This window comes from Plantactinospora sp. B24E8, from assembly GCF_039871735.1.
In the GTDB taxonomy this organism is placed as follows: domain Bacteria; phylum Actinomycetota; class Actinomycetes; order Mycobacteriales; family Micromonosporaceae; genus Plantactinospora.
This window is the reverse complement of sequence record NZ_JBDPMH010000012.1, coordinates 153,006-177,307: the sequence shown is the minus strand read 5'-3', so window position 1 is coordinate 177,307 and position 24,302 is coordinate 153,006. Positions and strand designations below refer to the sequence as shown.

At 72.3% G+C, this 24,302-nt stretch carries 24 protein-coding genes and 1 pseudogene; 13 read left to right on the top strand and 12 right to left on the bottom strand.

Features of this window, described 5'->3' with window-relative positions; all coding sequences use genetic code 11:
• Positions 1-30 precede the first annotated feature (30 nt).
• From ABGB21_RS19570 to ABGB21_RS19560, 3 genes and pseudogenes are all read left to right on the top strand, one after another.
• The gene (locus tag ABGB21_RS19570; protein ID WP_347652382.1) at positions 31-1,335 is read left to right on the top strand and encodes a cysteine desulfurase; all 1,305 of its coding nucleotides are present in this window, start codon (positions 31-33) and stop codon (positions 1,333-1,335) included.
• Positions 1,335-1,823, top strand: coding sequence for a Fe-S cluster assembly sulfur transfer protein SufU (gene sufU / locus ABGB21_RS19565; RefSeq protein WP_347652455.1), 489 nt, complete (start codon positions 1,335-1,337; stop codon positions 1,821-1,823). The genes ABGB21_RS19570 and sufU overlap by 1 nt, the downstream gene beginning before the upstream one ends.
• A gap of 38 nt (positions 1,824-1,861) precedes the next feature.
• Positions 1,862-2,194 (top strand): annotated as a pseudogene (locus ABGB21_RS19560) (metal-sulfur cluster assembly factor); the annotation flags it as partial.
• A gap of 62 nt (positions 2,195-2,256) precedes the next feature.
• Here ABGB21_RS19560 and ABGB21_RS19555 read toward each other — a convergent pair.
• On the bottom strand, positions 2,257-5,130 hold the full coding sequence (locus ABGB21_RS19555; protein WP_347652381.1) for a penicillin acylase family protein: 2,874 nt from the start codon (positions 5,128-5,130) through the stop codon (positions 2,257-2,259).
• Between the two features lie 357 nt (positions 5,131-5,487).
• Here ABGB21_RS19555 and ABGB21_RS19550 point away from each other — a divergent pair, with 357 nt between their 5' ends.
• Together ABGB21_RS19550 and ABGB21_RS19545 are read left to right on the top strand one after the other, a co-directional pair.
• On the top strand, positions 5,488-6,117 hold the full coding sequence (locus ABGB21_RS19550; protein ID WP_347678862.1) for a LysE family transporter: 630 nt from the start codon (positions 5,488-5,490) through the stop codon (positions 6,115-6,117).
• Between the two features lie 92 nt (positions 6,118-6,209).
• On the top strand, positions 6,210-6,857 hold the full coding sequence (locus ABGB21_RS19545) for an acVLRF1 family peptidyl-tRNA hydrolase (protein WP_347652379.1): 648 nt from the start codon (positions 6,210-6,212) through the stop codon (positions 6,855-6,857).
• Positions 6,858-6,937: 80 nt separating this feature from the next.
• Here the strand turns inward: ABGB21_RS19545 and ABGB21_RS19540 are convergent, their stop codons facing one another.
• A complete protein-coding gene (locus tag ABGB21_RS19540) occupies positions 6,938-7,429 on the bottom strand; it encodes a hypothetical protein (protein WP_347652378.1) in 492 nt (163 codons plus the stop codon).
• A complete protein-coding gene (locus ABGB21_RS19535; protein WP_347652377.1) occupies positions 7,426-8,334 on the bottom strand; it encodes a neutral zinc metallopeptidase in 909 nt (302 codons plus the stop codon). The genes ABGB21_RS19540 and ABGB21_RS19535 overlap by 4 nt, the downstream gene beginning before the upstream one ends.
• A 204-nt stretch (positions 8,335-8,538) precedes the next feature.
• On the opposite strand from ABGB21_RS19535, the gene ABGB21_RS19530 reads away from it, so the two are divergent.
• Positions 8,539-10,143, top strand: a complete 1,605-nt coding sequence (locus tag ABGB21_RS19530) for an ABC-F family ATP-binding cassette domain-containing protein (protein ID WP_347652376.1) — start codon at positions 8,539-8,541, stop codon at positions 10,141-10,143.
• Between the two features lie 63 nt (positions 10,144-10,206).
• Here ABGB21_RS19530 and ABGB21_RS19525 read toward each other — a convergent pair whose 3' ends face one another.
• Positions 10,207-10,803 (bottom strand): cadmium resistance transporter, encoded by a 597-nt coding sequence (locus ABGB21_RS19525; RefSeq protein ID WP_347652375.1) that lies wholly within the window; start codon positions 10,801-10,803, stop codon positions 10,207-10,209.
• A gap of 473 nt (positions 10,804-11,276) precedes the next feature.
• On the opposite strand from ABGB21_RS19525, the gene ABGB21_RS19520 reads away from it, so the two are divergent.
• From ABGB21_RS19520 to ABGB21_RS19510, 3 genes are all read left to right on the top strand, one after another.
• Positions 11,277-11,504 (top strand): helix-turn-helix domain-containing protein, encoded by a 228-nt coding sequence (locus ABGB21_RS19520; protein ID WP_007462679.1) that lies wholly within the window; start codon positions 11,277-11,279, stop codon positions 11,502-11,504.
• A 46-nt stretch (positions 11,505-11,550) separates the two neighbouring features.
• Positions 11,551-12,324 (top strand): enoyl-CoA hydratase/isomerase family protein, encoded by a 774-nt coding sequence (locus ABGB21_RS19515; RefSeq protein ID WP_347652374.1) that lies wholly within the window; start codon positions 11,551-11,553, stop codon positions 12,322-12,324.
• 336 nt (positions 12,325-12,660) lie between these two features.
• Entirely contained in the window at positions 12,661-14,616 is a 1,956-nt protein-coding gene (locus ABGB21_RS19510; protein ID WP_347652454.1) for an ABC transporter ATP-binding protein, read from the top strand.
• Here the strand turns inward: ABGB21_RS19510 and mug are convergent.
• From mug to ABGB21_RS19480, 6 genes are all read right to left on the bottom strand, one after another.
• Positions 14,601-15,152 (bottom strand): G/U mismatch-specific DNA glycosylase, encoded by a 552-nt coding sequence (mug, locus tag ABGB21_RS19505; RefSeq protein ID WP_347678860.1) that lies wholly within the window; start codon positions 15,150-15,152, stop codon positions 14,601-14,603. The two genes, ABGB21_RS19510 and mug, sit on opposite strands and share 16 nt — an antisense overlap.
• Before the next feature lie 317 nt (positions 15,153-15,469).
• Complete coding sequence (locus tag ABGB21_RS19500) at positions 15,470-16,231, bottom strand: SDR family oxidoreductase (RefSeq protein ID WP_347652372.1); 762 nt, start codon at positions 16,229-16,231, stop codon at positions 15,470-15,472.
• A 38-nt stretch (positions 16,232-16,269) separates the two neighbouring features.
• Positions 16,270-16,722, bottom strand: a complete 453-nt coding sequence (locus tag ABGB21_RS19495; protein WP_347652371.1) for a hypothetical protein — start codon at positions 16,720-16,722, stop codon at positions 16,270-16,272.
• A 9-nt stretch (positions 16,723-16,731) separates the two neighbouring features.
• Positions 16,732-17,559 (bottom strand): DUF692 domain-containing protein, encoded by an 828-nt coding sequence (locus ABGB21_RS19490; protein WP_347652370.1) that lies wholly within the window; start codon positions 17,557-17,559, stop codon positions 16,732-16,734.
• A 47-nt stretch (positions 17,560-17,606) separates the two neighbouring features.
• Positions 17,607-18,461, bottom strand: a complete 855-nt coding sequence (locus ABGB21_RS19485) for a TIGR04222 domain-containing membrane protein (protein ID WP_347678858.1) — start codon at positions 18,459-18,461, stop codon at positions 17,607-17,609.
• A 110-nt stretch (positions 18,462-18,571) separates the two neighbouring features.
• On the bottom strand, positions 18,572-19,150 hold the full coding sequence (locus ABGB21_RS19480) for a helix-turn-helix domain-containing protein (protein WP_347652368.1): 579 nt from the start codon (positions 19,148-19,150) through the stop codon (positions 18,572-18,574).
• Between the two features lie 87 nt (positions 19,151-19,237).
• On the opposite strand from ABGB21_RS19480, the gene ABGB21_RS19475 reads away from it, so the two are divergent.
• The 3 genes from ABGB21_RS19475 (at position 19,238) to ABGB21_RS19465 (ending at position 22,019) form a co-directional block, all read left to right on the top strand.
• Positions 19,238-20,095 carry a carbon-nitrogen hydrolase family protein gene (locus ABGB21_RS19475; RefSeq protein ID WP_347652367.1) on the top strand — a complete coding sequence of 286 codons (858 nt, stop codon included), beginning with the start codon at positions 19,238-19,240 and terminating at the stop codon, positions 20,093-20,095.
• A gap of 82 nt (positions 20,096-20,177) precedes the next feature.
• Entirely contained in the window at positions 20,178-20,822 is a 645-nt protein-coding gene (locus ABGB21_RS19470) for an HAD-IA family hydrolase (RefSeq protein ID WP_347652366.1), read from the top strand.
• Between the two features lie 339 nt (positions 20,823-21,161).
• The gene (locus ABGB21_RS19465; RefSeq protein ID WP_347652453.1) at positions 21,162-22,019 is read left to right on the top strand and encodes an RIO1 family regulatory kinase/ATPase; all 858 of its coding nucleotides are present in this window, start codon (positions 21,162-21,164) and stop codon (positions 22,017-22,019) included.
• A gap of 6 nt (positions 22,020-22,025) precedes the next feature.
• On the opposite strand, the gene ABGB21_RS19460 is transcribed toward ABGB21_RS19465, so the two are convergent.
• Positions 22,026-22,271, bottom strand: coding sequence for a DUF2630 family protein (locus tag ABGB21_RS19460; protein WP_347652365.1), 246 nt, complete (start codon positions 22,269-22,271; stop codon positions 22,026-22,028).
• 391 nt (positions 22,272-22,662) lie between these two features.
• Here ABGB21_RS19460 and ABGB21_RS19455 point away from each other — a divergent pair, with 391 nt between their 5' ends.
• Complete coding sequence (locus ABGB21_RS19455) at positions 22,663-23,307, top strand: hypothetical protein (RefSeq protein WP_347652364.1); 645 nt, start codon at positions 22,663-22,665, stop codon at positions 23,305-23,307.
• A gap of 166 nt (positions 23,308-23,473) precedes the next feature.
• Here ABGB21_RS19455 and ABGB21_RS19450 read toward each other — a convergent pair whose 3' ends face one another.
• Complete coding sequence (locus tag ABGB21_RS19450) at positions 23,474-24,256, bottom strand: TIGR03089 family protein (RefSeq protein WP_347652363.1); 783 nt, start codon at positions 24,254-24,256, stop codon at positions 23,474-23,476.
• Positions 24,257-24,302: the final 46 nt, after the last annotated feature.

The window sequence follows — 24,302 nt, the reverse complement described above, 5'->3', positions numbered from 1 at the left end:
GGAACCGTTGAGCAGAAGGGCGTCGTCGAGATGACCACGATCGCGATCCCACCCGGGATGCCCCAGTACGACGACGTGCCCCGGTACGACGTCGAGGCGGTACGCGCGGACTTCCCGATCCTGGGACGTGCGGTCAACGGCCACCCGATGGTCTACCTCGACAGCGCGAACACCTCGCAGAAGCCGCGCCAGGTGCTCGACGTGCTGCGGGAGCACTACGAGCGGCACAACGGCAACGTGTCCCGGTCGGTGCACACCGTGGGCACCGAGGCGACCGAGGCGTACGAGGGGGCCCGGGCGAAGGTCGCGGCGTTCATCAACGCGTCGAGCCCGGACGAGGTGGTCTTCACCAAGAACTCCACCGAGGCGATCAACCTGGTCGCGTACGCCTTCTCGAACGCCTCGCTGGGCCTCGGCGGCGACCCACGGTTCCGGCTCGGCCCCGGCGACGAGATCGTGATCTCCGAGATGGAGCACCACTCGAACCTCGTCCCGTGGCAGCTGCTCTGCGAGCGGACCGGCGCCACGCTGCGCTGGTTCAGCCTCACCGAGCAGGGCCGGCTCGACGAGTCGAACCTGGCGGAGCTGGTCAACGAGCGGACCAAACTGGTCTCGTTCGTGCACATGTCGAACATCCTCGGCACGGTCAACGCCACCGCGCGGATCACCGAACGGGTCCGCCAGGTTGGTGCGCTGCTGATGCTCGACTGCTCGCAGTCGGTGCCGCACATGCCGATCGACGTGGTCGACCTGGACGTCGACTTCATCGCCTTCACCGGGCACAAGATGTGCGGACCGACCGGGATCGGGGTGCTGTGGGGGCGGGCCGAGCTGCTCGCCGCGATGCCGCCGGTCTTCGGCGGCGGGTCGATGATCGAGACGGTGGCGATGGGCGGTTCGACGTACGCCCCGCCGCCGGCCCGGTTCGAGGCCGGCACCCCGCCGATCGCCGAGGCGGTCGCGCTGGGCGCCGCGGTGGACTACCTCTCCGCGGTCGGCATGCCCGCCATCCAGTGGCACGAGAAGGAACTGACCGCGTACGCGCTGGACGCCCTGGAGACCGTGCCCGGGCTGCGGATCTTCGGTCCCCGGGTGCCGGTCGGCCGGGGCGGCACGATCTCGTTCGCGCTGGACGGGGTCCATCCGCACGACGTCGGGCAGATCCTCGACGCGCAGGGTGTCGAGGTGCGGGTCGGCCATCACTGTGCGCGACCGGTCTGTGTCCGCTTCGGCGTACCGGCGACCACCCGCGCGTCGTTCTACCTGTACACCACGACCGGCGAGATCGACGCTCTGGTGCGCGGGCTGGAACAGGTACGGAAGGTGTTCGGGTGATGCAGGTAGACCAGCTGTACCAGGAGATCATCCTGGACCACTACAAGCACCCGCACGGGCGGGGACTGCGGGAGCCGTACGCCGCCGAGGCGCACCACGTCAACCCGACGTGTGGTGACGAGGTGACGATCCGGGTCGCGCTCGACGGTGACGTGCTGCGCGACGTGTCGTACGACGGCATGGGCTGCTCGATCAGCCAGGCCTCGGCGAGTGTCCTGCACGAGCTGCTGACCGGCCGGGACACCGACCAGATCTCGGCGGTGCACGCCGCGTTCGTCGAGTTGATGTCGGGCCGGGGCCAGGTGGACCCGGACGAGGAGGTGCTGGGGGACGCGGTCGCGTTCGCCGGTGTCGCCCGTTACCCGGCCCGGGTGAAGTGTGCGCTGCTGCCCTGGATGGCGTTCAAGGACGCCGCGGCCCGGGCCGGGGTGGTCGTCGAGGCCAGCGGTGCCGATGGTTACGAACGGAGCGAGGTGAAGACGGCGTGACTGATCAGCAGGAGATGGCGATGGAGTCGACCGGGCCGGCGGGCAGGGCGACGGCGATCGCCGACATCGAAGAGGCGATGAAGGACGTCGTCGACCCCGAGCTGGGGATCAACGTGGTCGACCTGGGGCTGGTCTACGGCATTCACGTGGACGACGAGAACGTCGCGACCCTGGACATGACGCTCACCTCGGCGGCCTGTCCGCTGACCGACGTGATCGAGGACCAGGCGCGGACGGCGCTGACCACCGGCCCCGGTGGCGGCCTCGTCTCCGACATCCGGATCAACTGGGTGTGGCTGCCGCCGTGGGGCCCGGACAAGATCACCGACGAGGGTCGGGACCAGCTCCGCGCCCTCGGCTTCAACGTCTGAGGTCTGTACGTGAGGGCTCCTCCGGTCGTTTCGCGTACCGGGGGAGCCCTTTCGTACGTTCGTCACCTGCCGGACGGGAACGACACCACCTGCTGGTAGGTGGGCCGGTTCTGCCAGGCGATCAGCCGGTGCCGGATCCCGCCGAGCGGGGACTGCACGATGGCGTCGGCACACCACTGGTCGCCGGCCGCGCAGTGCTCGTCACCCGGATACACCTCGGCGGCCGGTCGGGCGGCCGCGTCACGCAGCGTCGCCAGCAGGATCTGCCGGCACGCCGCCAGGTCGCCGTCCCCGCAGTACGTCCGCCCGAGTCCGCCGGCGACCGGTTCGCCGAGCACCGCCCGCAGGTCGGCGTCGACGTACCCCCACCAGCCGTACTGGAACGACGAGCCCTTGTGGGTCTGGGCCGACGCGGCCGAACCCGGCAGGTCGGAGTCGTCGCCCCGCTGGTGGCCGGAGGGTGACTCGTTGACCTGGAGGGTGTTGACCAACGCCTGGTACAGCTCGGGGCCGAGCGGCCCGGCGAACTGGCCGCGGACCAGCAGCGGCCACCAGGCGTCGAAGATCCGGATCGCCTCCGCGTGCTGGTACCGCCGCGATCCGCGCGCGGTCTCCACCCGCAACCCGCCCGCCGCCCGCCAGGCCCGCAGCGTGCCGACCACGTCGGCGAGCCGGGCGTCGGTGACCGGTTGGCTCTCCAGCACCCGGAGCAGTTCGTCCAGCACCTCGACCGCGCGCAGGTCGGTCAGCCCGGCCTGCTGCACGAGGGCGGTGAGCGAGGCCCGGTCGAATCTCCGGCCGTCGGCCAGCGCCGCCCGGATCGGCCGGTCCAGCAGGTCACTCCGGTGTACGGCGCCGAAGCTGAAGTTGCCGTCGGCGGCACCGAAGTCGGCGGCCTGCTTGTTGTTCCAGCTGACGTAGTAGTCCTGGTCGACCGAGTTCGGGTGCGCCTCGGCCGGCAGGTAGTCGGCGGTGTTCGTCGCCGGGTCGAAACCCTGCCACTCGTACGCCGGCTCGGCCCGGATCGGCAGGTTCGGGTTCGACCCCGGGGCGCGTACCGGGTTCAGCCCGGAGTTGAGGTACGCCGCCTGGGTGGAGTTGACGTAGAACCAGTTGAAGGCGTACCCGATTTCGGCGGCGGCGGCCTGGAACGCCGCGGCGTCGCCCATCACCGCCGGGTCGTTGAACATCTGGAAGCCGATCGCCGAGTCGGCCTCGTGCCGGTACGTCGACCGGAGCCGGGTGAACGCGTACGGCTGACCGTCCACCGTGCCGCGCCAGGCCACCAGGCCGAGTTCGGTACGGCGGGCGACCAGCCGGTACGACCCGGCGGCGGTGCTGTCCGCCAGCGTCGGCTGCCACGAGTTGACGTGCGACAGTTCCTCCATCGACCGGCACGCGCCCCGGTAGCGGTACCGGTTGCTGGCCAGGGTCGGGGTGCTGCCGTCCACCGTGCACAGCGGCAGCGCGTACGTGTCGGTGATGTCCTGGGTCGCCGAGGTGGCGCTCCAGGCGTAGTCCTGGCCCCGGCCGAGCAGCACGTAGAGGTTGATGCCGGCGAACGCGGCACCCCGGGCGCTGATCCCCGGCCCCTGCAACTCCTGCACCATCAACAGCTGCGGTGCGAAGTAGCCGGTCTGCGGCCCGAAGACGGCGACCGGGTGACCGGTGGCGGAGTGCGCCGCGGAGATGACGGCGGCGTTCGACATGCCACGCTGCGCCGGTCCGATGGTCAGTCCGGAGAGCGCGGCGGCGAGCTGGGCACCCCGGGTCGGGGTGTTGTCGCCGGCGGAGCCGGTCGGGTCGGTGGTCACCGGTTCGGGCCGTACCGAGCCGGGGTCCGGGAGCACCACGCTCGGCGCGTCCGGGTCGGCGGCACCGTACGGGAAACTCTGCCCGTCGTGCAGGGTGAGTACGGTCTCCGGGTTGTTCTGGGAGCGGAACGCCGTCCAGACCCGGTCCCCCTCGACCGGCCCGTACCGGGCCCGGGCGGCGAGCCGGACCAGGGCGGACTGCATCTCGGTGCCGCCACCGCCGCCGAACAACCCGCCGACGACGCCGGCGATGGCGATCAGGTCGGTCATCTGGAACGGTTCGGGGCCGCCCGCGTTGGTGATCGCGTCGAGGTGGCCGGTGAGCACGTACTCGCCGGGGCAGTTCCGTCGACTCATGCAGTGTCGGATGTACGCGTTGATCCCGTCGATGTAGTCGCGGACGTCCGCGTACAGCTGCTCACCCCGGGGGCCCCGGGTCCGCAGCGCGTCGACCTGGGCGGCCAGGTCCGCCTCCCGGTACGGGGAGTTCCGCCAGACGCTCTGTTCGAGCGCCCGGTTGCCGGGTGCCCCACCGGCGAACGAGGTGAGGGTGCCCCGGCCGACGTGCCGGAGCAGGTCCATGGTGAAGAGGCGGTCCTCGGCGCCGACGTAGCCGGCGCCGAACATGGTGCCGCCCCGGGTGCTTCCGGTGACGTGCGGCACTCCGGTGGCCCGGTCGCGGACCACGGTGACGTCGGCGCGGGGCGCGTAGCTGCGTTCGACCTGGCCGGCGGGGACGCCGAAGGCGGCGCTGGTGAAGAACGTGTCGATCTGGTCCTCGCGCAGTCCGGCGTAGCCGTAGACCAGGTCGGCGTACCGGCCGAGCTGGTCTGCGGAGTGCGGGGGGAGCAGACCGAGGGTCTGGTTGGCCAGGATGTCGACGAGGGTGGCGTTGCCGTTCTGTCCGGGCGGCAGGATGTCGGCGCACGATCCGAGGCAGTGGTCGACAACGGCCGGGCCGACGGTGGATCCGGCGGCCGGGGCGGCGGGTGCCGGCGCGGCCGGGGCGGCGGGTGCCGGCGCGGCCGGGGCGGCGGTGGGCGTGGTCAGGGCGACGGCGGCGGTGGTCAGGACGGCGGTCGCGACGGCGGTGAACCGGCGGGGCGGGGCGGGTCGGGACATTCGGTGCTCCTCGCGGCGGCGGTGGCACGTGAAGAACGAACCTTCTCCACCGGAACCACGCGGCGCATACGCTCCGACTTCCCCCTGCGACCACGACGGACCGCAGGGGAGACGGAAGAAGGGTTCGATGTTCGACTACCGGATGGTAACCATTCGGGCCGGTCGATGCAGTGTTCGTCGCGGCGGGCGCCGGCGTCTCGGCGGTACGGAGAAATTCGGTCGACCCGACCGGACCGGCCGGGACACACTGACCGCCATGATCGTGCCGAAGTCGCGGACCAGCCGGATCGTCGTCGTGCCGACGCGGCGACAGCGCCGGTCCACCGCGTCGGCGGCGGTCGTTGCGCTCCCGACGCCATGAACGACGCGTTCGTCGCGGGCCTGCTCGCCGGTTACGGGGTGGCCGTACCGGTCGGCGCCATCGCGATCCTGGTCATCGGACTGACCGCCCGTACGTCGATCCGGGTCGGCGCGGCCGCCGCGCTCGGGGTCGCCACCGCCGACGGGCTCTACGCGGCCGTCGCGGTACTCGGCGGGGCCGCGTTGGCCGGGGTGATCGAGCCGATCGCTGTACCGCTGCGTTGGATCGCCGTCGCGGTCCTGCTGCTGCTCGCGGTCACCGGTGCGGTCGGTGCGATCCGGCACCGGCGGGATCCGGGGCGTGCCGCCCGTACCGAACTGGGGCTCGGTACGCCACTGCGGGCGTACCTCGGACTGCTGGCGTTGACCCTGCTGAACCCGATGACCATCCTCTACTTCGCCGCACTGGTGCTCGGCCGTCGGGCCGGAGCGGACTGGACGGCGGCGCAGGAGGGGCTGTTCGCGCTGGCCGCCTTCGTCGCCTCGGCGAGTTGGCAGTTGCTGGTCGCGACCGGCGGTTCCCTGGTCGGTCGGCTCCTGGCCGGACCGCGTGGGCGGCTCGGCACCGCCCTGGCCTCCAGCGTGCTGATCACCGCCCTGGCGGTCGGCCTGCTGCTGGGGTGGTGAACCGGGCGGCGGCTGCTCGGCTGGAGTGGCCGGCGGGCTGCCGGGACCGGGTCGTCTGTCAGGTCGGCGGGCGCGAGGCGTACCGTCACGGGGTGAGCAGTCGTCCCGCCGCCGGCGGTGGTCGGTGGGTGGAGGTGCCGCCAGCCCGGATCGCCCGGTGGATCGACAACTTCACGGCCCGGCACGGCACGCCGCAGGTGGAACCCGTCGAGCCCGGTCTGCGACTCAGCACCCCGGACGGCACCGTCGCGGTGCTGCACGCCCCGCCGGGAATGCCCGCCGCCGCCGAGTTGTCCGGATTCCTGGCGGCGGTCCGGACATCACGCCGGATCGGCCTGCTGCTGGCCCGCAAGAGCGCGGTGGCGGTCGGGATCGCCGACGGCGAGCGGCTGGTGAGCTCCAAGGTGGACAGCCGGTACGTGCAGAGTCGCACCGCCGCCGGGGGCTGGTCCCAGCAGCGGTTCGCCCGACGTCGGGAGAACCAGGCGAAGGCCGCCGCCGGGGACGCCGCCGAACTGGCGGTACGCCTGCTGCTGCCCGAGGCCGGTACGCTCGCCGCGCTGGTGACCGGCGGCGACCGGCGCACCGTGGAGGCGATCCTGGCCGACCGGCGACTCGCTCCGCTGACCCCGTTGCGCGCCGAGCGGCTCCTCGACGTACCGGAACCCCGGCACGCGGTCCTGGTCGAGGCGGTCGACGCCGCCCGGGCGGTGCAGATCCTGGTCCGCGACCCCGACTGAACGGGGCCGGGCCGGTGGTCGGTACCGCGGCCGCGCCTGGCGGCACTCGACCGGTCCACCGCCCGGGCCCGACGACGCGGTCATCGGGAGAGCCGTCGGAGATGGTCCAGGACCGTGGTCGTCGGATGCCGGTGGTGCCCGGCGACCGTGGCCACGACCGCCGGAACCGCCCGGCGTAGTCCGGCGTTGTCCGGCCGGACCGGACGTTCCGGGGTCACGGCGAGGACCCGGGGCACGACGCCGGCCTCCGCACCGGCGACCATCTTGTGGTGCCCGTCGAGCAGATAGCCGACCAGGCTCTCCGGCGTCGTAAACAGCGCTACCACCGCCGGCCGTACTCCGGCCGCGATCCGTTCCCGGTACGCGGCGACCACCGTCCGCTGCCGGTGTGGCCGGGGGTCGGTGCCGACCAGCGCCAGCTCCTCGGCGTACGTGCCGTCCCGGTCCGTGGACCACAGCTGGCCGCCGGGCCGTCCGTCCCGTCCACCACGACATTGTCGGTGGCCCTGACGGTGCAGGGAGGAGCGGGTCCGGCTGCCGCGGCGGGCGACGCTGACCGCCGGACGTGTCAACCGGCGGCGCCGAAGGTGTCGCAGGACTTCGGGTCGCCGCTGTCGTGGCCCTGCCGGAACCACTGCTGGCGTTGCGTCGACGTGCCGTGGGTGAACTGCGACTCGTCGATCCGGCCGCCGGACCGCTGCTGGATCGCGTCGTCACCGATCGCCGCCGCGGTGTCCAGTCCCTCCTGGACGTCCCGCTGGGTGAGGCTGTCGAAGATCTTCACACCCCGCTCGTCGGCGGTGCCGGTGGCGTTGCGGGCCCAGGCGCCCGCGTAGCAGTCGGCCTGCAGCTCCATCAACACCGAGAGATCGTTCGCCCGGCTCGGGGTCCGTTCCTGCTCGCGCCGGACCTGGGCCTCGGTGCCGAGCAGGTCCTGCACGTGGTGGCCGTACTCGTGGGCCAGCACGTACGGCTGGGCGAACTCACCCGGCGCGCCGAGCTGTTCGGCCAGCACCCGGTAGAAGGAGAGGTCGAGGTAGACCTTGTCGTCGAGCGGGCAGTAGAACGGGCCGACGCCCGAGTCCGCCTGACCGCAGCCGCTGTTCACCACCTGCGCGAAGAAGACGGTGTCCGACTCCTGGTACGGCCGGCCGAAGTGTTCCGGCATCGCCCGTTCCCAGTACGCCTGGATGGAGTTGACGTACAGCGCGTTGCGGCAGTCGAGCTGCCGCAGCGCGTCCTGGGCGTCACATCGCTGCTCGATCGCGGTGTTGTCGCCACCGGACCCGCCGCCGTCGCCGGTCAGCGCGTTGAGTCCGAAACCGCCGCCGACCAGTACGGCGACGACGGTGACGATGAGGCCGATCAGGCCGCCTCCGCCCGAGATCGGGATCGGCAGCCCGCCCAGCCCGCCGCCGGAGCCGCGCCGGTCCTCGACCTGACTGGTGTCGATGTCGGCGTTGTCGTTGAGTTCCATCACACCCCCGATCCGTGGGTGTGACCGGTGATACCCAGCGATCTTGATCGGTAATCCGGACCCGACCGCCCGGCGTCGCCCGGTACACTCGGTCCCGTGCTGCTCTGCGAAGGCTGAACGCCCCGCGCCGACGGAACGTACGGGTCCGCCGGCTGGTTTGTGTGCCCTGAGTCAGCCTTCGACCCCGAGAGCGAGTTCGTCGAGATGATCACTGCAAGCGGTCTGGAACTCCGTGCCGGCGCCCGGATCCTGCTCTCCGACACCACCCTGCGGGTCCAGCCCGGCGACCGGATCGGCCTGGTCGGCCGCAACGGTGCCGGCAAGACCACGACGCTCAAGGTGCTGGCCGGCGAGGGCCAGCCGTACGCCGGGCAGATCGACCGGCGCAGCGCCATCGGCTATCTGCCGCAGGACCCGCGCACCGGTGACCTGGAGGTGACCGGCCGCGACCGGGTGCTCTCGGCGCGCGGTCTGGACGTGCTGATGGCCCAGATGAAGGAGCTCGAGGAGCGGCTCGCCGCGGACGCCGACGAGAAGCTGGTTCGCCGCTACGGTGCGCTGGAGGACCAGTTCGCCGCCCTGGGCGGGTACGCGGCCGAGGCCGAGGCCGCCCGGATCTGCGCCAACCTCGGCCTGCCGGACCGCGCGCTGGCGCAGACCATCGGCACCCTCTCCGGCGGTCAGCGCCGGCGCATCGAGCTGGCCCGGATCCTGTTCCGGGACGCCGGCGAGAACGGCGGTGGCATCCTGCTGCTCGACGAACCGACCAACCACCTCGACGCCGACTCGATCACCTGGCTGCGGGGCTTCCTCGCCAACCACAAGGGCGGCCTGATCGTGATCTCCCACGACGGTGCGCTGCTGGAGTCGGTGGTCAACAAGGTCTGGTTCCTCGACGCCACCCGGTCCGTGGTCGACGTGTACAACCTGGGCTGGAAGGCCTACCTGGAGGCGCGCGAGACCGACGAGCGCCGCCGTCGCCGGGAACGGGCCAACGCGGAGAAGAAGGCCGGCGCCCTGATGGCGCAGGCCGACAAGATGCGGGCCAAGGCCACCAAGACCGTCGCCGCGCAGAACATGGCCCGCCGGGCGGAGAAGCTGATCTCCGGCCTGGAGGAGGTACGGGTCGCCGACCGGGTGGCCAAGGTGCGCTTCCCCAGCCCCGCGCCCTGCGGCAAGACCCCGCTGACCGCGACCGGCCTGTCCAAGTCCTACGGCTCGCTGGAGATTTTCACCGACGTCAACGTGGCGGTGGACCGCGGTTCGCGGGTGGCCATCCTGGGGCTCAACGGTGCCGGCAAGACGACGCTGCTGCGGATGCTCGGTGGCCTGCTCGCCCCGGACACCGGCGAGGTGCACGCCGGGCACGGGCTGCGGTTGGGCTACTACGCCCAGGAGCACGAGACGCTGGACGTGGACCGGACGGTGTTGGAGAACATGCGCGCCGCCGCGATCGAGCAGTCCGACACCGACCTGCGCAAGATCCTCGGCGCCTTCCTCTTCTCCGGTGACGACGTCAACAAGCCGGCCGGGGTGCTCTCCGGTGGGGAGAAGACCCGGTTGGCCCTGGCCACCCTGGTCTGTTCGGGAGCGAACGTCCTGTTGCTGGACGAGCCGACGAACAACCTCGACCCGGTCAGCCGGGAGCAGGTGCTGGACGCCATCGCCCGCTATCCCGGGGCGATCGTGCTGGTCACCCACGACCCGGGCGCGGTGTTGGCGCTCAAGCCGGACCGCGCGATCCTGCTCCCGGACGGCGACGAGGACGCCTGGAGCGACGACCTGCTCGAACTGGTCGAGCTGGCGTAGCCGGTCGACCCGCGCGGGTGTGCCGACCCGCGCGGGCGTGCCGGACCGGTGAACCGCCGGCCGTCAGTCGAGGCCGACGAGCCGGCCGAGGACGCCGGAACCCACCAGGATGGCCAGGCCGATGGTGATGAACAGTGCCGGGACCAGCCAGCGGCCCGCCCGGCCGACCAGCCGGACCACCCGGGGATGTCCGCCCAGCGCGGCCGCCGCCGCGCACCAGACCCCGACCAGGACGACAAAAACCAGCAGGTACGTGCCCGCGTCGGCCGGACCGACGGTCCGGAAGACGGGTGCGTAGACGGCGATGTTGTCGGCGCCGTTGGCGACCGTCACGGCGGCCACGCCGAGGGTGCCGGTGACCGGCTGCGGTGGGCCCTCCTCGTCGCGGCGCAGCAGTGCCCGTACGCCGAGGGCCAGGGGCAGCAGTCCGAGCAGCCCGGTCCACGGCTCGGGGACGACCAGCAGGCCGGCGCCCGCCGCCAGCCCGGCGCCGACCAGTACGCCGATTCCCGCGTACTGACCGACGACGATCTGCCAGGGCCGGGGCCGTCCGGCGGTACGCGCGGCGACGAAGAGCACGGTCAGTACGACAATGTCGTCGACGTTGGTGGCCGCGAAGACGGCGGCGGCCCCCGCCGCCGTCGCGAGTTGATCCGCCACATGCGACACCCTAGGGGCTGGATCACCATTCTGCGGAATCCACTGCACTGAATCCGAGCGGTCCTCGGAAAGTCGCCGCTGGTGGCGAAACTTGCCGGGTGGGCACGGAAACTCGACGGTTGGTTACCCCGACTCTCCGGACGGGGGAAGTTATCCCGACCTGTGGCGCACCGAACCGAACCGATGGCCGGTAAAACCGGACCGGCGGTGCTGCCGAACATGGCTGGTGGGCGGAAAACTGGGAGGCGGCCGAGGGAAACCTGTACGGTGTCGCGCGAAACCCGCGCAGGGGCGTGGAAACCACACCCCGACCTCAGCCCGGAGCGCGCCGTCGGCGCAATCACTCAATCGGGAAACTGACACTGCTGTGCGTGTCGGTTGGCGAAGAGTTGATATCTAGCGCATGATCGTTCGAGGCGGTCTAATAGGTGGGACCGTATCGAACCGCACAGTCTGGGACGTGAGGAATCAACATGGCAGCCACTGGCACAGCCACCAGCACTGAGAAGGGTCGCCGGATCGTCGGGGCCGAGCGTCAGACGCTCGCCAAGGACCTGGTCAAGCGGTATACCTCCGGCGAAAGCATCCGCGCCCTGGCGGCCTCGACCGGCCGTTCCTACGGGTTCATCCACCGGGTGCTCACCGAGTCTGGTGTACAGCTTCGCCAGCGTGGCGGTGCACGTCGACGGAAGAAGGCGTGACCCGCTCAGCAGCCTGGTCCGGAGCCGAACGCCCGCGGAATCATTCGTGACCGCTGGCGTACGACTGAATTGCGACGGGCCGGTCGCGACGATGACGTTGTGCCGGCCCGACGTACTCAACGCGCAGACGCCCGAGATGTGGCGGGCGATGCGTGAGTTCTCCCGGGAGCTGCCGGGGGACGTACGAGTTGTCGTGGTGCGGGGTGAGGGTCGGGCATTTTCCGCCGGGCTCGACCTGTCGGTGGCGACCGGTGCCGGCGAGGACGGGACGTCCGGCGGCGCACTCGCCGAGCTCGCCACCCTGGCACCGGAAGAGTGCGCGGAGCGGATCGCCGGATTCCAGGCCGGATTCACCTGGCTGCACCGCCCCGACCTCATCTCGATCGCGGCGGTGCAGGGTCATGCCATCGGCGCGGGTTTCCAACTCGCCCTCGCGTGTGATCTTCGGGTGCTCGCCGACGACGCGGTGTTTTCCATGGCCGAGGTGATGCTCGGCCTCGTCCCCGATCTCGCCGGCACACAACGGCTGGTGGAGCTGCTCGGGTACTCCCGCGCCCTGGAACTCTGTGTCACCGGCCGACGGGTCGACGCCACCGAGGCGGTCGGGCTCGGCCTGGCGACCGTGGTGGTGCCCCGGGCCGACCTCGACGCGGCCGTCCACGACCTGGCCGCGGCGGTTCTGGCCGGCAACCGCGACGCGGTGGTGGAGATCAAGGCGCTGTTGGCCGGCGCGACCGGACGTACCGCGGCCGCACAGCAGCGGGCCGAGCGGGAGGCGCAGACGCGCCGGATACGTGATCTTGCCGGGCTGGGCGAATAGGCTGGGACCGGACGGCCGGTGACGCCGGTTCCGCTCCGAACGGATCAGCCCCGCCCCGGTGGAGCCCGATCGTGTGCGGCCCTGACCGGGTCGGCCCTGACCGGGTCGGTGCCCCGGCCGGCCCGACGACGCCCACCCGGCCGGGCCCGCCCTGACGACCGGTCGAGCCGACCCGGCAACCTCGCCGATCCGACGCCGACGCCGATCCGACGCCGATCCGACGCCGACGCCGACGCCGACGGTCCGGCGGCGCGGAAGGATCTTTCGGGAAGATTCGCGCCGCCGCTCCGGTTGTCGTAGAGGTTGGAGACTGGGAGGTCGCGCGTGGTCAACCCGATGGGGTCCGGTGGCAGCATGGGCGGTTGGAGCATGCTGCGCTCGTTGCGCAACCGCGACGAGGTCACGGCGCACCGGGTCAGCCGGCGCAGCGTACGGCGGATCGTCGAGTTCGCCCGCCCGTACCGCCGGGACATCGTTGTGTTCCTGATCACCGTGGTGCTCGCCGCGGTCATCGGGGTCGCCACGCCGGTCCTGGCCGGTGACGTGATCAACGCCATCTCCGGGGGCGACGCGGGCGCCGGCCGGCTGGTCGTCCAACTCGCCCTGGTCATCGCCGGCCTGGCGATCGTCGACGCGCTGCTCTCGCTGGCCCAACGCTGGTACTCCGCCCGGATCGGCGAGGGGATCATCCTCAACCTACGGACCCGGGTCTACGACCACGTCCAGCGGATGCCGCTGCAGTTCTTCACCCGGACCCAGACCGGTGCCCTGGTCAGCCGGCTCAACAACGACGTACTCGGCGCGCAGCGGGCCTTCACCACCACGCTCTCCGGGGTGGTCAGCAACATCATCCAGCTGGTGCTCACCGCCGGGGTCATGTTCACCCTCTCCTGGCAGATAACCCTGCTGTCGTTGGTGCTGCTGCCGATCTTCATCGTGCCGGCGCGTCGGGTCGGCCGTCGGCTGGCGGAGATCACCCGGGAGTCCTACGACCTCGACGCGAAGATGAACGCCACGATGACCGAGCGGTTCGGGGTTTCCGGCGCGCTGCTGGTCAAGCTCTTCGGCCGGCCCGACGTCGAGGCGCGGCGCTTCGCCGACCGCGCCGAGCGGGTCCGGGACATCGGCATCCAGTCCGCGATGTACTCCCGGACCTTCTTCGTCGCGATGCTGCTGGTCGCGTCGCTCGCCCAGGCCCTCACGTACGGGCTCGGCGGCTGGCTGGCCGTCCGGGGCAGTGTCAGCGCGGGCACCGTGGTCACCCTCGCCCTGCTGCTCACCCGCCTCTACGGGCCGCTGACCGCGCTCTCCAACGTCCGGGTGGACGTGATGAGCGCGCTCGTCTCGTTCGACCGGGTCTTCGAGGTGCTCGACCTCGCCCCGTCCATCGCCGAGAAGCCGGACGCGGTCCGGATTCCCCACGGTGCCGGCCGGGTGGAGTTCCGCGACGTGCGGTTCCGCTACCCGAGCGCCGCCGAGGTGTCGCTCGCCTCCCTGGAGGACGTCGCCGCCCTGGACCGGACGGTCTCCGAGCCGGTGCTGCGCGGGGTCTCGTTCGCCGTCGAGCCCGGGCAGATGGTGGCCCTGGTCGGTCCCTCCGGTGCCGGCAAGTCGACCACGTCGATGCTGCTCTCCCGGGTCTACGACGTCACCGACGGCGCGGTCCGGGTCGGCGGGGTCGACGTCCGGGACGCCACCCTCGACTCGCTGCGCGACACCATCGGTGTGGTCACCCAGGACTCGCACCTGTTCCACGAGACGATCGCGGAGAACCTCCGGTACGCCAAACCGGACGCCACCGACGACGAACTCTGGGCGGCGCTGCGCGGCGCACAGGTCGAGGACCTGGTCCGGGAGCTGCCGGACGGGCTGGACACCATGGTCGGCGAACGCGGGTACCGGTTCTCCGGCGGCGAGAAGCAGCGGATCGCGATCGCCCGACTGCTGCTCAAGGCCCCGTCGATCGTCATCCTTGACGAGGCGACCGCGCACCTGGACTCCGAGTCCGAGGCGGCGGTGCAGCGGGCGCTCGCGGTCGCCCTGCAGGGACGTACCGCGCTGGTCATCGCCCACCGGCTCTCCACCGTCCGGGACGCCGACCAGATCCTGGTGCTGGACGGCGGACGGATCGTCGAACGTGGCCGGCACGACGAACTGGTCGCGGTCGGCGGCCTCTACGCCGAGCTGTACCGGACCCAGTTCGCGGTCGCCGACTCGCCGGCGCCGTACACCGACGCGGTCGGCCCGGATCCGGTCGTCACCATGCCCCGACCCGACTACGACCCGGTCTGAGCGACCTCGGCCCGGAGTTCGGCGAACGCGGCGGCCAGCCCGTCCACGGTGAAATGGGCGTTGAGTCCGCTCGGGTTCGGCAGCACCCACAACGCGGCGCCACCCAGCGACTCCGGCTGCCGGCCCAGCCGGGCGGTACGTCGATCGAAGGCGACCCGGTACGCGGTGACGCCCAGCACGGCGACCCAGCGTGGCCGGTACCGTTCGACCTTGTCGACGAGTTCCCGTCCGCCCCGGACGAGTTCGTCGCGGGTCAACTCGTCGGCCCGGGCGCTGGCCCGGGCCGCCAGGTTCGTGATGCCCAGGCCGTGGTCGAGCAGTTCTGTCTGCTCGGCCGGGTCGAACTGCCGAGGGGTGAAGCCGCCACGGTGCAGTGCCGGCCAGAACCGGTTGCCGGGGCGGGCGAAGTGCCAGCCGGTCGCCGCCGAGTAGAGCCCCGGGTTGATGCCGCAGAACAGTACGTGCAGACCGGGTGCGATCAGGTCGGGCAGCAGCCGGTCGGCCGCCGCGGCCACCTCGGCCGGAGTCGGTCGCACGATCGTCGGCCGCGCCACGGCCTTCCCGGACGTCGGCCCGTCGACGGTCGTACGTGCGGCCGGGGGACGGTGCGGCAACGACGCGCGGCCCGGTGCTGTGGTGCGGCGGGGCTGCCGCGCCGTCCCGGTCACGTCCGCCGGCCGCGTCTGACCGCCCACACCGCCAGCAGCGCCACCGCCGACACCACCGCCAGGCAGCAGACGCCGCCGCCCACGATCAGGATCAGCTTGGTCACCTTGATGGCCTTCCCTTCACAACGGCTGGCAACGCTACCCGGTCATGCTGACCGCGGGCCCCGGCCCGGGCCGGGACGGGCTCAGATGGTGCGTAGGGCGCCGCCGTCGACCGGGATCGTGACCCCGGTCAGGTAGCCGGCGGCGGGGGAGAGGGCGAAGGCCGCCACCCGGCCGAACTCCGCCGGTTCGCCGAGCCGCCGCAGCGGGATCTCCGCCTCGGCGGCGGCCCGGGCCCGTTCCGGGTCTCCGCTGGCGGCGAAGAGTTCCCGGTTGCGGTCGGTGAGGATCCGTCCCGGCAGCAGACTGACCACCCGGACGCCGCGCGGGCCGTACTCGTCGGCCAGGTCCTTCGCGACGCCGGCCAGCCCGGGGCGGAGGCCGTTGGAGATGCCGAGTCCGGGGATCGGGGCCCGCACCGAACTGGAGAGCACCAGTCCGATGGCCCCGCCACCGTCCAGCGTGGTCGCCACCGTACGGGCCACCCGGACCGTACCCAGGAAGATCGTTTCGAACCAGTCCCGCCACTGCGCGTCGGTCACCTGGGCGGCGCTGCCCCTCGGTGGCCCGCCGACCGAGACCAGCGCACCGTCGAGCCGACCGAACCGGTCCAGGGCGGTCCCGACCAGTCGGGTCGCCGTCTCCGGGTCGGCCAGGTCAGCGGCGAGCCCGACCGCCCGGTCGGCGCCGCCGAGCCGCCGCGCGGCGGCGACCGCCTGCGCCTCGTTCCGAGACGAGAGCACCACCCGGGCGCCGTCGGCGACCAGACACTCGGCGGTGGCGAAGCCGAGGCCCTTCGACGCGCCGGTCAACACGTACACCCGGTCCGCGAGTCCGAGATCCATGTGCGTGATCCTATGCCCCGGCACCGGTCAGTGGATCTTCACCCTCGGCGTCGGCGCAGGGGCACCACCCGGATCCGGCCGGCGACCTGGCAGACCAGGGCACCGTCGACCCGCCGGACCGCCGGCCACCGGCGGCGGCGCGGTGCCGTGCTGCCGTCGTACCGCCAGCTGGCCTCCCGGACGGCGAGTTCCTCGGCGGCCACGGTCGGCAGCTGCCCCTTGGCGACCAGCCCGCGGGCCAGGTCCCACCCGTCGCGCAGCGATCCCCGGGTCGGGCGGCTGGTGGCCCAGCCGGCGAAGACCGGGAACCAGCGGTGACCGAGGCCGGCGGCGAGCATCGGCCACTGCCGGGCCGTCTCGCCGGCCCGTTTGCGCAGCAACGCGGCGCGGGCGACGCCGACCAGCCGGTCGTCGAAGCCGGGCGGCACCGGTGCCCCGGCGACCAGCGTCGCCACCAGTGCGGCCTGCCGGTCGGCCAACGATCCGGTCACGTCGCCTCCTCAGGTGATCGCCGGATAACCGGACGCCTCGGCGATCGCGTCGAGTTCACCGCGCAACGCCGCCGCCTCCGGATAGTGCCCGTCGCGCTCCAGCAGCAGCGCCGGTGGCCGGTGCCGCGCGCACAGGTCGGTGACCAGGTCGAGGACCGCGTCCGGGACCGGGTCGGTGTGCGTGTCGTGGTAGATCCCGTCGTGCGCGGCACCCCCGGCGACGTGTACGTAGCCGATCCGGTCCAGCGGAAGCCGGTCGAGCAGGGCCAGCGGGTCGCTGCCCCGGTTGCGGGCGTTGGCGTAGACGTTGGCGATGTCGAGCAGCAGCAGCGCCCCGGTACGGTCCAGGATCTCGGTGAGGAACTGCGCCTCGTCCAGTTCGTCGTCCGGCCAGTCGAAGAGCGCGGCGATCGGCTCCAGGGCCAACGGCACGGTCAGTTCGGCCTGGACCCGGCGGACGTTGGCGACCACCGCGTCGACCGCCTCCCGGGTACGCGGCAACGGCAGCAGATGTCCGGCCTCGACCCCGCCGGCCCGGACGAACGCGATGTGTTCGCTGGCCAGTGGCGCGTCCAGCAGTCGCGCCACCTGGGCGAAGTGTCGGACCCGGTCCGGCTCGACCGGCTCCGCGCCGCCGAGGGAGAGCCGCACCCCGTGCGGTACCACGGCCACCCCCCGGTCGCGGAGTTCGGCCAGGGCCGGCGGCGGCCCAGTGCTGGCCACGGACTCGGCGATCACCTCGACGAACCGCAGGCCGGGCAGGTCGGCGACAAAACCGGAGATCTCCGGGCGCCAGCCGATGCCCACCCCGTACGTCGTGGCCCCGTCGCCGGTCATCCGCCGCAGCCCCCGCCGCAGCCGCCGCCGCATCCGCTGCCGCCGCTTCAGCCACCGCCGGAGTCACCGCCTCCGCCGGAGTCGCCCGACCCGCCAGCCCCGGACGCCGCCGTGCGTTGGATCTCCGCCTGCGCGGCGAAGGCCGGGTCGAGATCGTAGAGCGCGGCGGTGCCGAAGATGGCGACACCCATCGCGGCGCCGGCCACCCCGTAGGTGGCGTAGGCGGGAGAGTTGACGGGGGAGAGGTGCTGGTAGCGCACACGCATCTGGCGCAGCACGGTCTTCGCCGCCCGGGTCTGCCGGGGCACCATGAACAGCAGCACCAGACTGGTGGGGAGGAGGAAGGCGAGGGCGAGCACCAGGAAACCGACCGGCCGGTCGGCGGCCAGGCCCGCGCCGAGTCGGACCGCGCCGAGGGCGACCAGGCCGAGCAGCAGCAACGGCCCGGTCCGCGCCGCCAGGCGGGCGTCGGCCGTCGGGGCCAGCCCGTCCCGTTCCAGCCCGGACCGCAGGTCGGTCAGCGCCGTCCGGACACCGCCGTCACCGGTCAGCTGGCCGGCCCGGATCCGTCGACCGGTCGCCTCGTGCACCGCCCACTCCAACCTGCTGGCGCCGGTTGGCAACGGCCCGGTCCGGTGCAGTCGCCGGTCGGCTCCGGTGCCGACCGCGCCGGCGGCGCGGAGTGCGCCGAGCGCGGTGTAGACCGCCAGCGAGTCGCCGCCGTTCAGCCAGGCGACCTGGACCGGATGCAGGTGATCGAGGTCGGACGGGGTGCGCCCGGCGAACCGTACCGACCGGTGGACCAGGGTGCCGACCACGAGCACCGCGGCGGTCGAAAGGAAGAACACCAGGAAGGTGGGCCCGGGGATGCCCCAGGTGTCGGGTTGCCCGAGAACGTCCATCGCGGTTGCTCCTGCCGTACGGGGTGGGTGCCGCCCATTGTGGATCGGCCGCGCCAGCCCGTCGACCCGGCGCCGGGCGCTGGCCGGGGACGTACCGCCGGACGTCCGGCTCAGGCACCGGGTCGGCGTACCGCCTCTTCGATCAGGTCGAGGACCGGGCCGAGGTCGCCCGCCGGCCGGGCCATCGCCAGCTGCAGCACGAGGCCGTCGTACGCCAACTCCAGGAACCGGGCCAACGTCTCGATCGGTACGTCGTCGCGCAGCACCCCGGCGTCCCGCTGCCTGGCCAGCCGCTCCCGGGTCGCCTCGGCGAGACTCGCCGAGCGTTCCGCCCACCGGCGGGCGAAGGCGGGATCGGTGCGCAGCCGACGGGACACCTCCAGTTGGCTGCCGAGCCAGCCGGTGGTCTCCGGCGAGGTGGCGTCGTCGAGCAGGTCGCGCATCACCTGGACGAGGCCGTTGCGGGCCACCGTCTCGACCATCGCGGCGGCGTCGTCCTCGGCGACGGCGAGGAAGAGCGAGTCCTTGTCGCGGAAGTGGTGGAAGATCGCCCCCCGGGAGAGGCCGGTGGCCTCCTCGAGGCGACGCACGGTGGCGCCCTCGTAGCCGTGCCGGGCGAAGCAGGCCCGCGCCGCTCCGAGGATCTCCTGACGACGGGCGTCGAGCTGGTCCTGGCTTACCCTGGGCACCAGTAGATCGTGCCAGGCCCGGGCACGCTATGCAATCCGTACGTACGTCTTGGGTTACCTCGGCGTCGGGTGACTATCATCGCCGCCGTGTCGTACCCCACTCCCGCCGCCCCGCTGGACGTCGCCGCCGTCCAGGCCGAGCCGGTGCCCGGCGACGTCGCCGGCAACGCCCGCACCGCGGCCCGGCTGGTCGGCCAGGCCACCGGGGATGGCGCCCGGGTGGTGGTCCTGCCCGAACTGTTCCTGCCGGCGTACCACCCGCCGACCCTGGCCGCCGACCCGGACGGCACCCACGTCCCCGCCGACTCCGACGGCGGGATCGCCGACCCCCGGCTCGACCCGCTGCGCGCGGCGGCCCGGGACCACCGTGCCGTGGTGGTGGTCGGCGCCGCGGTCCGGCACCCGGACGGCCGGCGGACCTGTTCCGCGCTGGTGGTGGACCGGACCGGCCGGGTCTGCGCCGGATACGCCAAGCAGCAGCTCTGGGGGCCGGACGAGAACGCGCTGTTCACCCCGGGGGACCGGGGCGCGACCCTGGTGGTCGACGGATGGCGGCTCGGGCTCGGCATCTGTTATGACGGGTGTTTCCCGGAGCACGGACGGGCGGCGGCGGCCGACGGCGCGCACGCCTACCTCTGCCCGAGCGGTTACCTGGTCGGCTCCGAGCACCGCCGCGACCTCTACTACCGGGCCCGGGCCCTGGACAACACCATGTACGTCGTCTTCGCCAACGCCGTCGGCGGGGCGGTGCCGTGGCGGTTCAACGGGGGCGCCGCGGTCCACGACCCGGAGGGACGGACCGTGGGCCGGGCCGGCGACCGGGGCGAGGCGGTGGTGGTCGCTCGACTCGACCCGGCCGAACTGCTACGGGTCCGGGACGCCCACCGGATGCTCCTCGACCGACGCCCTGACCAGGGCCTCGTGCGGGCCCTGTTGACCGCCTGAACACCTGCTGTCTATTCGGGCAACCCGGTTGTTTACATGCTGGGACTGTTGCCCGACGGGGTATGTCCCGTACTGTTCGCGAGTGCCGCTGTTGCTCCTTGATCTGGACAACACCCTGCTTGATCGGGCCGGCCCGTTCCGACACTGGGCGGAGGGCTTCCTGGCCGAGATCGGGGCGCCGAAGAGTGACGTCGAATGGCTACTCTCGGTGGACGCGGACGGCTTGACCAACCGCTGGGATGTGGCCGACGCCATCCGGGACCGGTACGCGCTCAGGATCCCGTCGATCGACCTGGTCGAGGCGCTGTACGACGGGGTGGTGGAGAACACCCGGCTCGACCCGTTGATCGCGTGCGCGCTGCGGATCGCCGACGACGCCGGCTGGGTGCCGGTGGCGATCAGCAACGGCACCACCCGGCAGCAGGAGCGCAAGATCCGGGAGACCGGTCTGGACCGCTACCTCGCGGACTGGGTGATCTCCGAAGAGGCCGGGGTGAGCAAACCGAACCCGCGGATCTTCGCGCTGGCCGCCGAACGGGTCCGGATGCGGTTGCGCGGCGCCTGGATGGTCGGCGACAGCCCGGAGGCCGACATCGGCGGTGCGGCGGCGGTGGGTCTGCCCAGTGTCTGGCTGCACCGAGGTCGCCGCTGGATGGAGCGCCGGTACGCACCCACCCGGACGGCCGACGGGCTGATCCCGGCCCTCGCCGCGGTCCTCGCCAGCTGATTCCGGTCCTCGCCAGCTGTCGCCGTCGGCTCGTACGGTCTCCGTGCCGGCTGATCCCGTCGCCGCCCGGTTAATTCCGTTGACGAACCTCCGGTGGGCTGACCATCATCGTCCCCGTCAGAGATGTGTCCGGGGCACCGCTCCGGCCGAGTGGAGGGAGGAGAGCGAAATGGCCGTCACTGTCGTGCGCTTCCGCCTGCCTTCTTCCTACTCGACCGAGGGATTCCTGCTGTGTCCGTACATGATTTCGACGACGATCACGCCACCCATGCCCGTCGTGGGGGTGGCCGCTCCGGCGGCGGTCGACGCGCCCGGCGCTTCGACGACGACGAACCACTTCTGCTGAAACGGACCCGGCCCGCTCCGATCGCCGCCGTCGACCCGGATCTGGACCGGCCCGACGAGGGCGACCAGTGGTCCAGCTGGGACCAGGCGGTGCACGGGCCGACGCCGTACCCGGACTGGCTGGTCACCGAACTGGCCGCCACCGACACCGAACTGGGCGTACTCAAGACCGGCAAGGAAGCGGACGTGCACCTGGTCCGGCGGGGGATCCCGGACACCGACCGGAGCTGTCTGCTCGCGGTCAAGCGCTACCGGGAGCCCGAGCACCGGCTCTTCCACCGGGACGCCGGTTACCTGGAGGGACGCCGGGTACGCCGGTCCCGGGAGAACCGGGCGATGGAGGGACGGACCGCGTTCGGCCGCAAGATGATCGCCGGGCAGTGGGCGGCCGCCGAGTTCGCCGCGCTCTCCCAACTGTGGGAGTTGGGCAACAAACTCGGCAGCATCGCGGTGCCGTACCCGGTCCAGCTGCTCGGCACCGAGCTGATGCTGGAGTTTGTCGGAGACGCCGAGGAGGGGCTGGCGGCACCCCGGCTGGCGGCGTTGCGGCCCGAACCCGACCTGCTGCGGCGGCTCTGGGACCAACTCGTCGACGCGCTGGTCGTACTGGCCCGGGCCGGGCTGGCGCACGGCGACCTGTCGCCGTACAACCTGCTGGTGCACGGGGACCGGCTGGTGCTGATCGACCTGCCACAGGTGGTCGACGTGGTGGCCAACCCGACCGGACCCGAGTTCCTGGCCCGGGACGTACGGGTGGTGTCGACCTGGTTCGTGGCCCGGGGCCTGCCGGCCGACCTGGCCGACCCGGCGGCGCTGACCGCGTCCCTGCTCCGCGAGGCCGGACTGCGCTGACCGGCGCTACTGCAGGTACTTCTCCACCTCGTTGACGCTGCGCGTCCCGGCGGTGTCCGGATCACCACCGGCCTGCCGGGTCGCGCGGCGCCGGCGGAGCAGGTCCCAGCACTGGTCGAGGGACTCCTCGAGTTCCCGCAGTCGGGTCCGTTCCTCCTCGGAGGTCGCCTCGACCTGCTGTGCGTGCGAGCGCAGCTGGTGCTCCTCGTCGACCAGTTCGTTGATCCGGCTGAGAATCGTCCTGTCGTCCATGTCCAAGATCCTGGCACAGCGTGAGGGTGCTCGCCCACCAACGGCGTACCGCGCGACAACATCGTGGCCAGCGCCGCCGTGCCGGCGATCACCCAGCCCGGCGGTGCGGCGCTCGGCCCGGGAACCGGGCCGGTCCCGGTTCCCGGCGCCCCCGGTAGCCGACCCGCGCGCACCCGGGGTGTTCCGGGCCGACCGACCGCGACGGCAGACCCGTTGTCCGTCACCGGATCGCCGTCCTGCTGCCATTTGGTCATTCCCGGCCGACAAGGTTGGTCTTTTGATATGAACTACCAGTCCTGGTGCCGGAAAAGCCCACAGATAGGGCATCTTCGATGCCAGGGGAGCAGCCCTGCCCGCAGGGACCGGATCCCGAACGAAAAGAGCCACCATCATGGACGAAGCGACGCTGCCGACACCGCTGCGGGAGGCCGTGACGGTCACCACGGCAGGGGCCACCGGCGTGGCCCGACTGGTCATCCAGGGCCTGCTCGAACTGGTCCACGACCCGGTCGCCGCGGACCAGGCGACCGGGTACCTGATCGCCCGGCTGCCGGGCTACGCCCCGATGTGGCACATCGCGAACGCCGTCCGGTCCGCCGAACCGGCCGAGGCACTGCGGCGGATCCGGGCGGAACTCGACCATGCGGTGGACAACACGGTCAAGGCGACCGTCGGTTGGGTCGCCGAGCGGGGCGAACCGGTCACCTCCGCCCCGAGCAGCTCGATCGTGACCCAGGTGCTGGCGCAGCTCCCCGCCCGATTCCGTACCGGTGAACCGATGGTCGCGCTGGCCGGCGCCGACGCGATCGGACCGACCACGGTGCTCAACATCCGGGGCACCAGGGAGTTGGCCGAGCGGCTGCCGACCCTGGTCGTCACCACCGCGCTCAAGCTCGTCCCCGAGCCGGTGTTCGCCCGACTGGGCGCCCCGGTCTTCGAACACATCCCGCTGGAGACGTTCGTCGGCGTGGTGCTCGACGGTGAGGTGCTGCCCCCCGCCGAGGTCGGACGCCGCGCCGCGGAACTCGGCGGGTGACCCGCCGGCCGGGGAGACCCGCCGTCGGGTCGTGGCATCGCCCAGTTCCCGCCGCTCGGATCCCCCGGCCGGCCAGAAACCTCCCGTTCGCCGGCCCGTTCGTCGGCCCCCTCCGCCACCGCCCGGTGGTCAGACCTCGCTGCGCCGGCCGGTCGGTCGGTGGACCTCACAGCACCCGGGTAACCCGTTCCTCCTCGGCGCGTCGGCGCACGGTCGCCGGGTCGAGGTTGGCGCAGAGCACGATCGTGGCGCCGGCGACCAGCGGCGCCAGCAGCCACTTCACCGGATGTTCGTGAGCGGCCGCGTCGACCAGCACCCGGTCACCGGGGTTGAGGTCGAAGACCTCTTCCGCCAGCCCTCGGGCCAACCGGCCCCACTCGGCGTAGCTGGTGCCGTCGACACTGGCCGCGTCGTCCGGGTGGAGCGGCACGTACGGGTGCAGGTTGGCGTCGTGCCCGCGTACCTCGGTGAGGTAGTCCCGGTAGCCGGTCGGCGGCTCGGCCAGCGGCGCGGCGTCCGGGGCGAAGCCCAGCACGAACCGGTGTGTCGCCTCGGGGACGTGGTCGAGCCAGTCGTCGATCCGGCCCAGGGCGGCGTACGTGACGTCGAACGGCTCCTCGACGCCCGGCCCGAGTCGGGGCAGCCCGGCGGTCGCGGTGCCGTGGAAACTCACCGACACCCCGGCCGACCAGGTGCCGAGCAGCACGGCGGCGGTCTGCCAGTGTGGCGGCAACAGCACCGCCGCCCGCGCGTCGATGCCCAGCCCGCAGCCCCGGACGAGCAGGTTCGCCGTGCGGGCCACCCACCGGCCCAGCGCCTCGGCGGAGAGTTCGGTGCGTTCACCGGACGCGTCGTCGTAGTAGGTGAGCAGCGGCCGGGCCGGAGCCGCCGCCAACGCGGACGCGAACAGCGCCGGCACCCCGCTCACCCGGCCGGTGGTCTGCCGCACGGGCCAGCCCCTTCCTGTCGACGCACCGACGATACCGGCCGGGGAG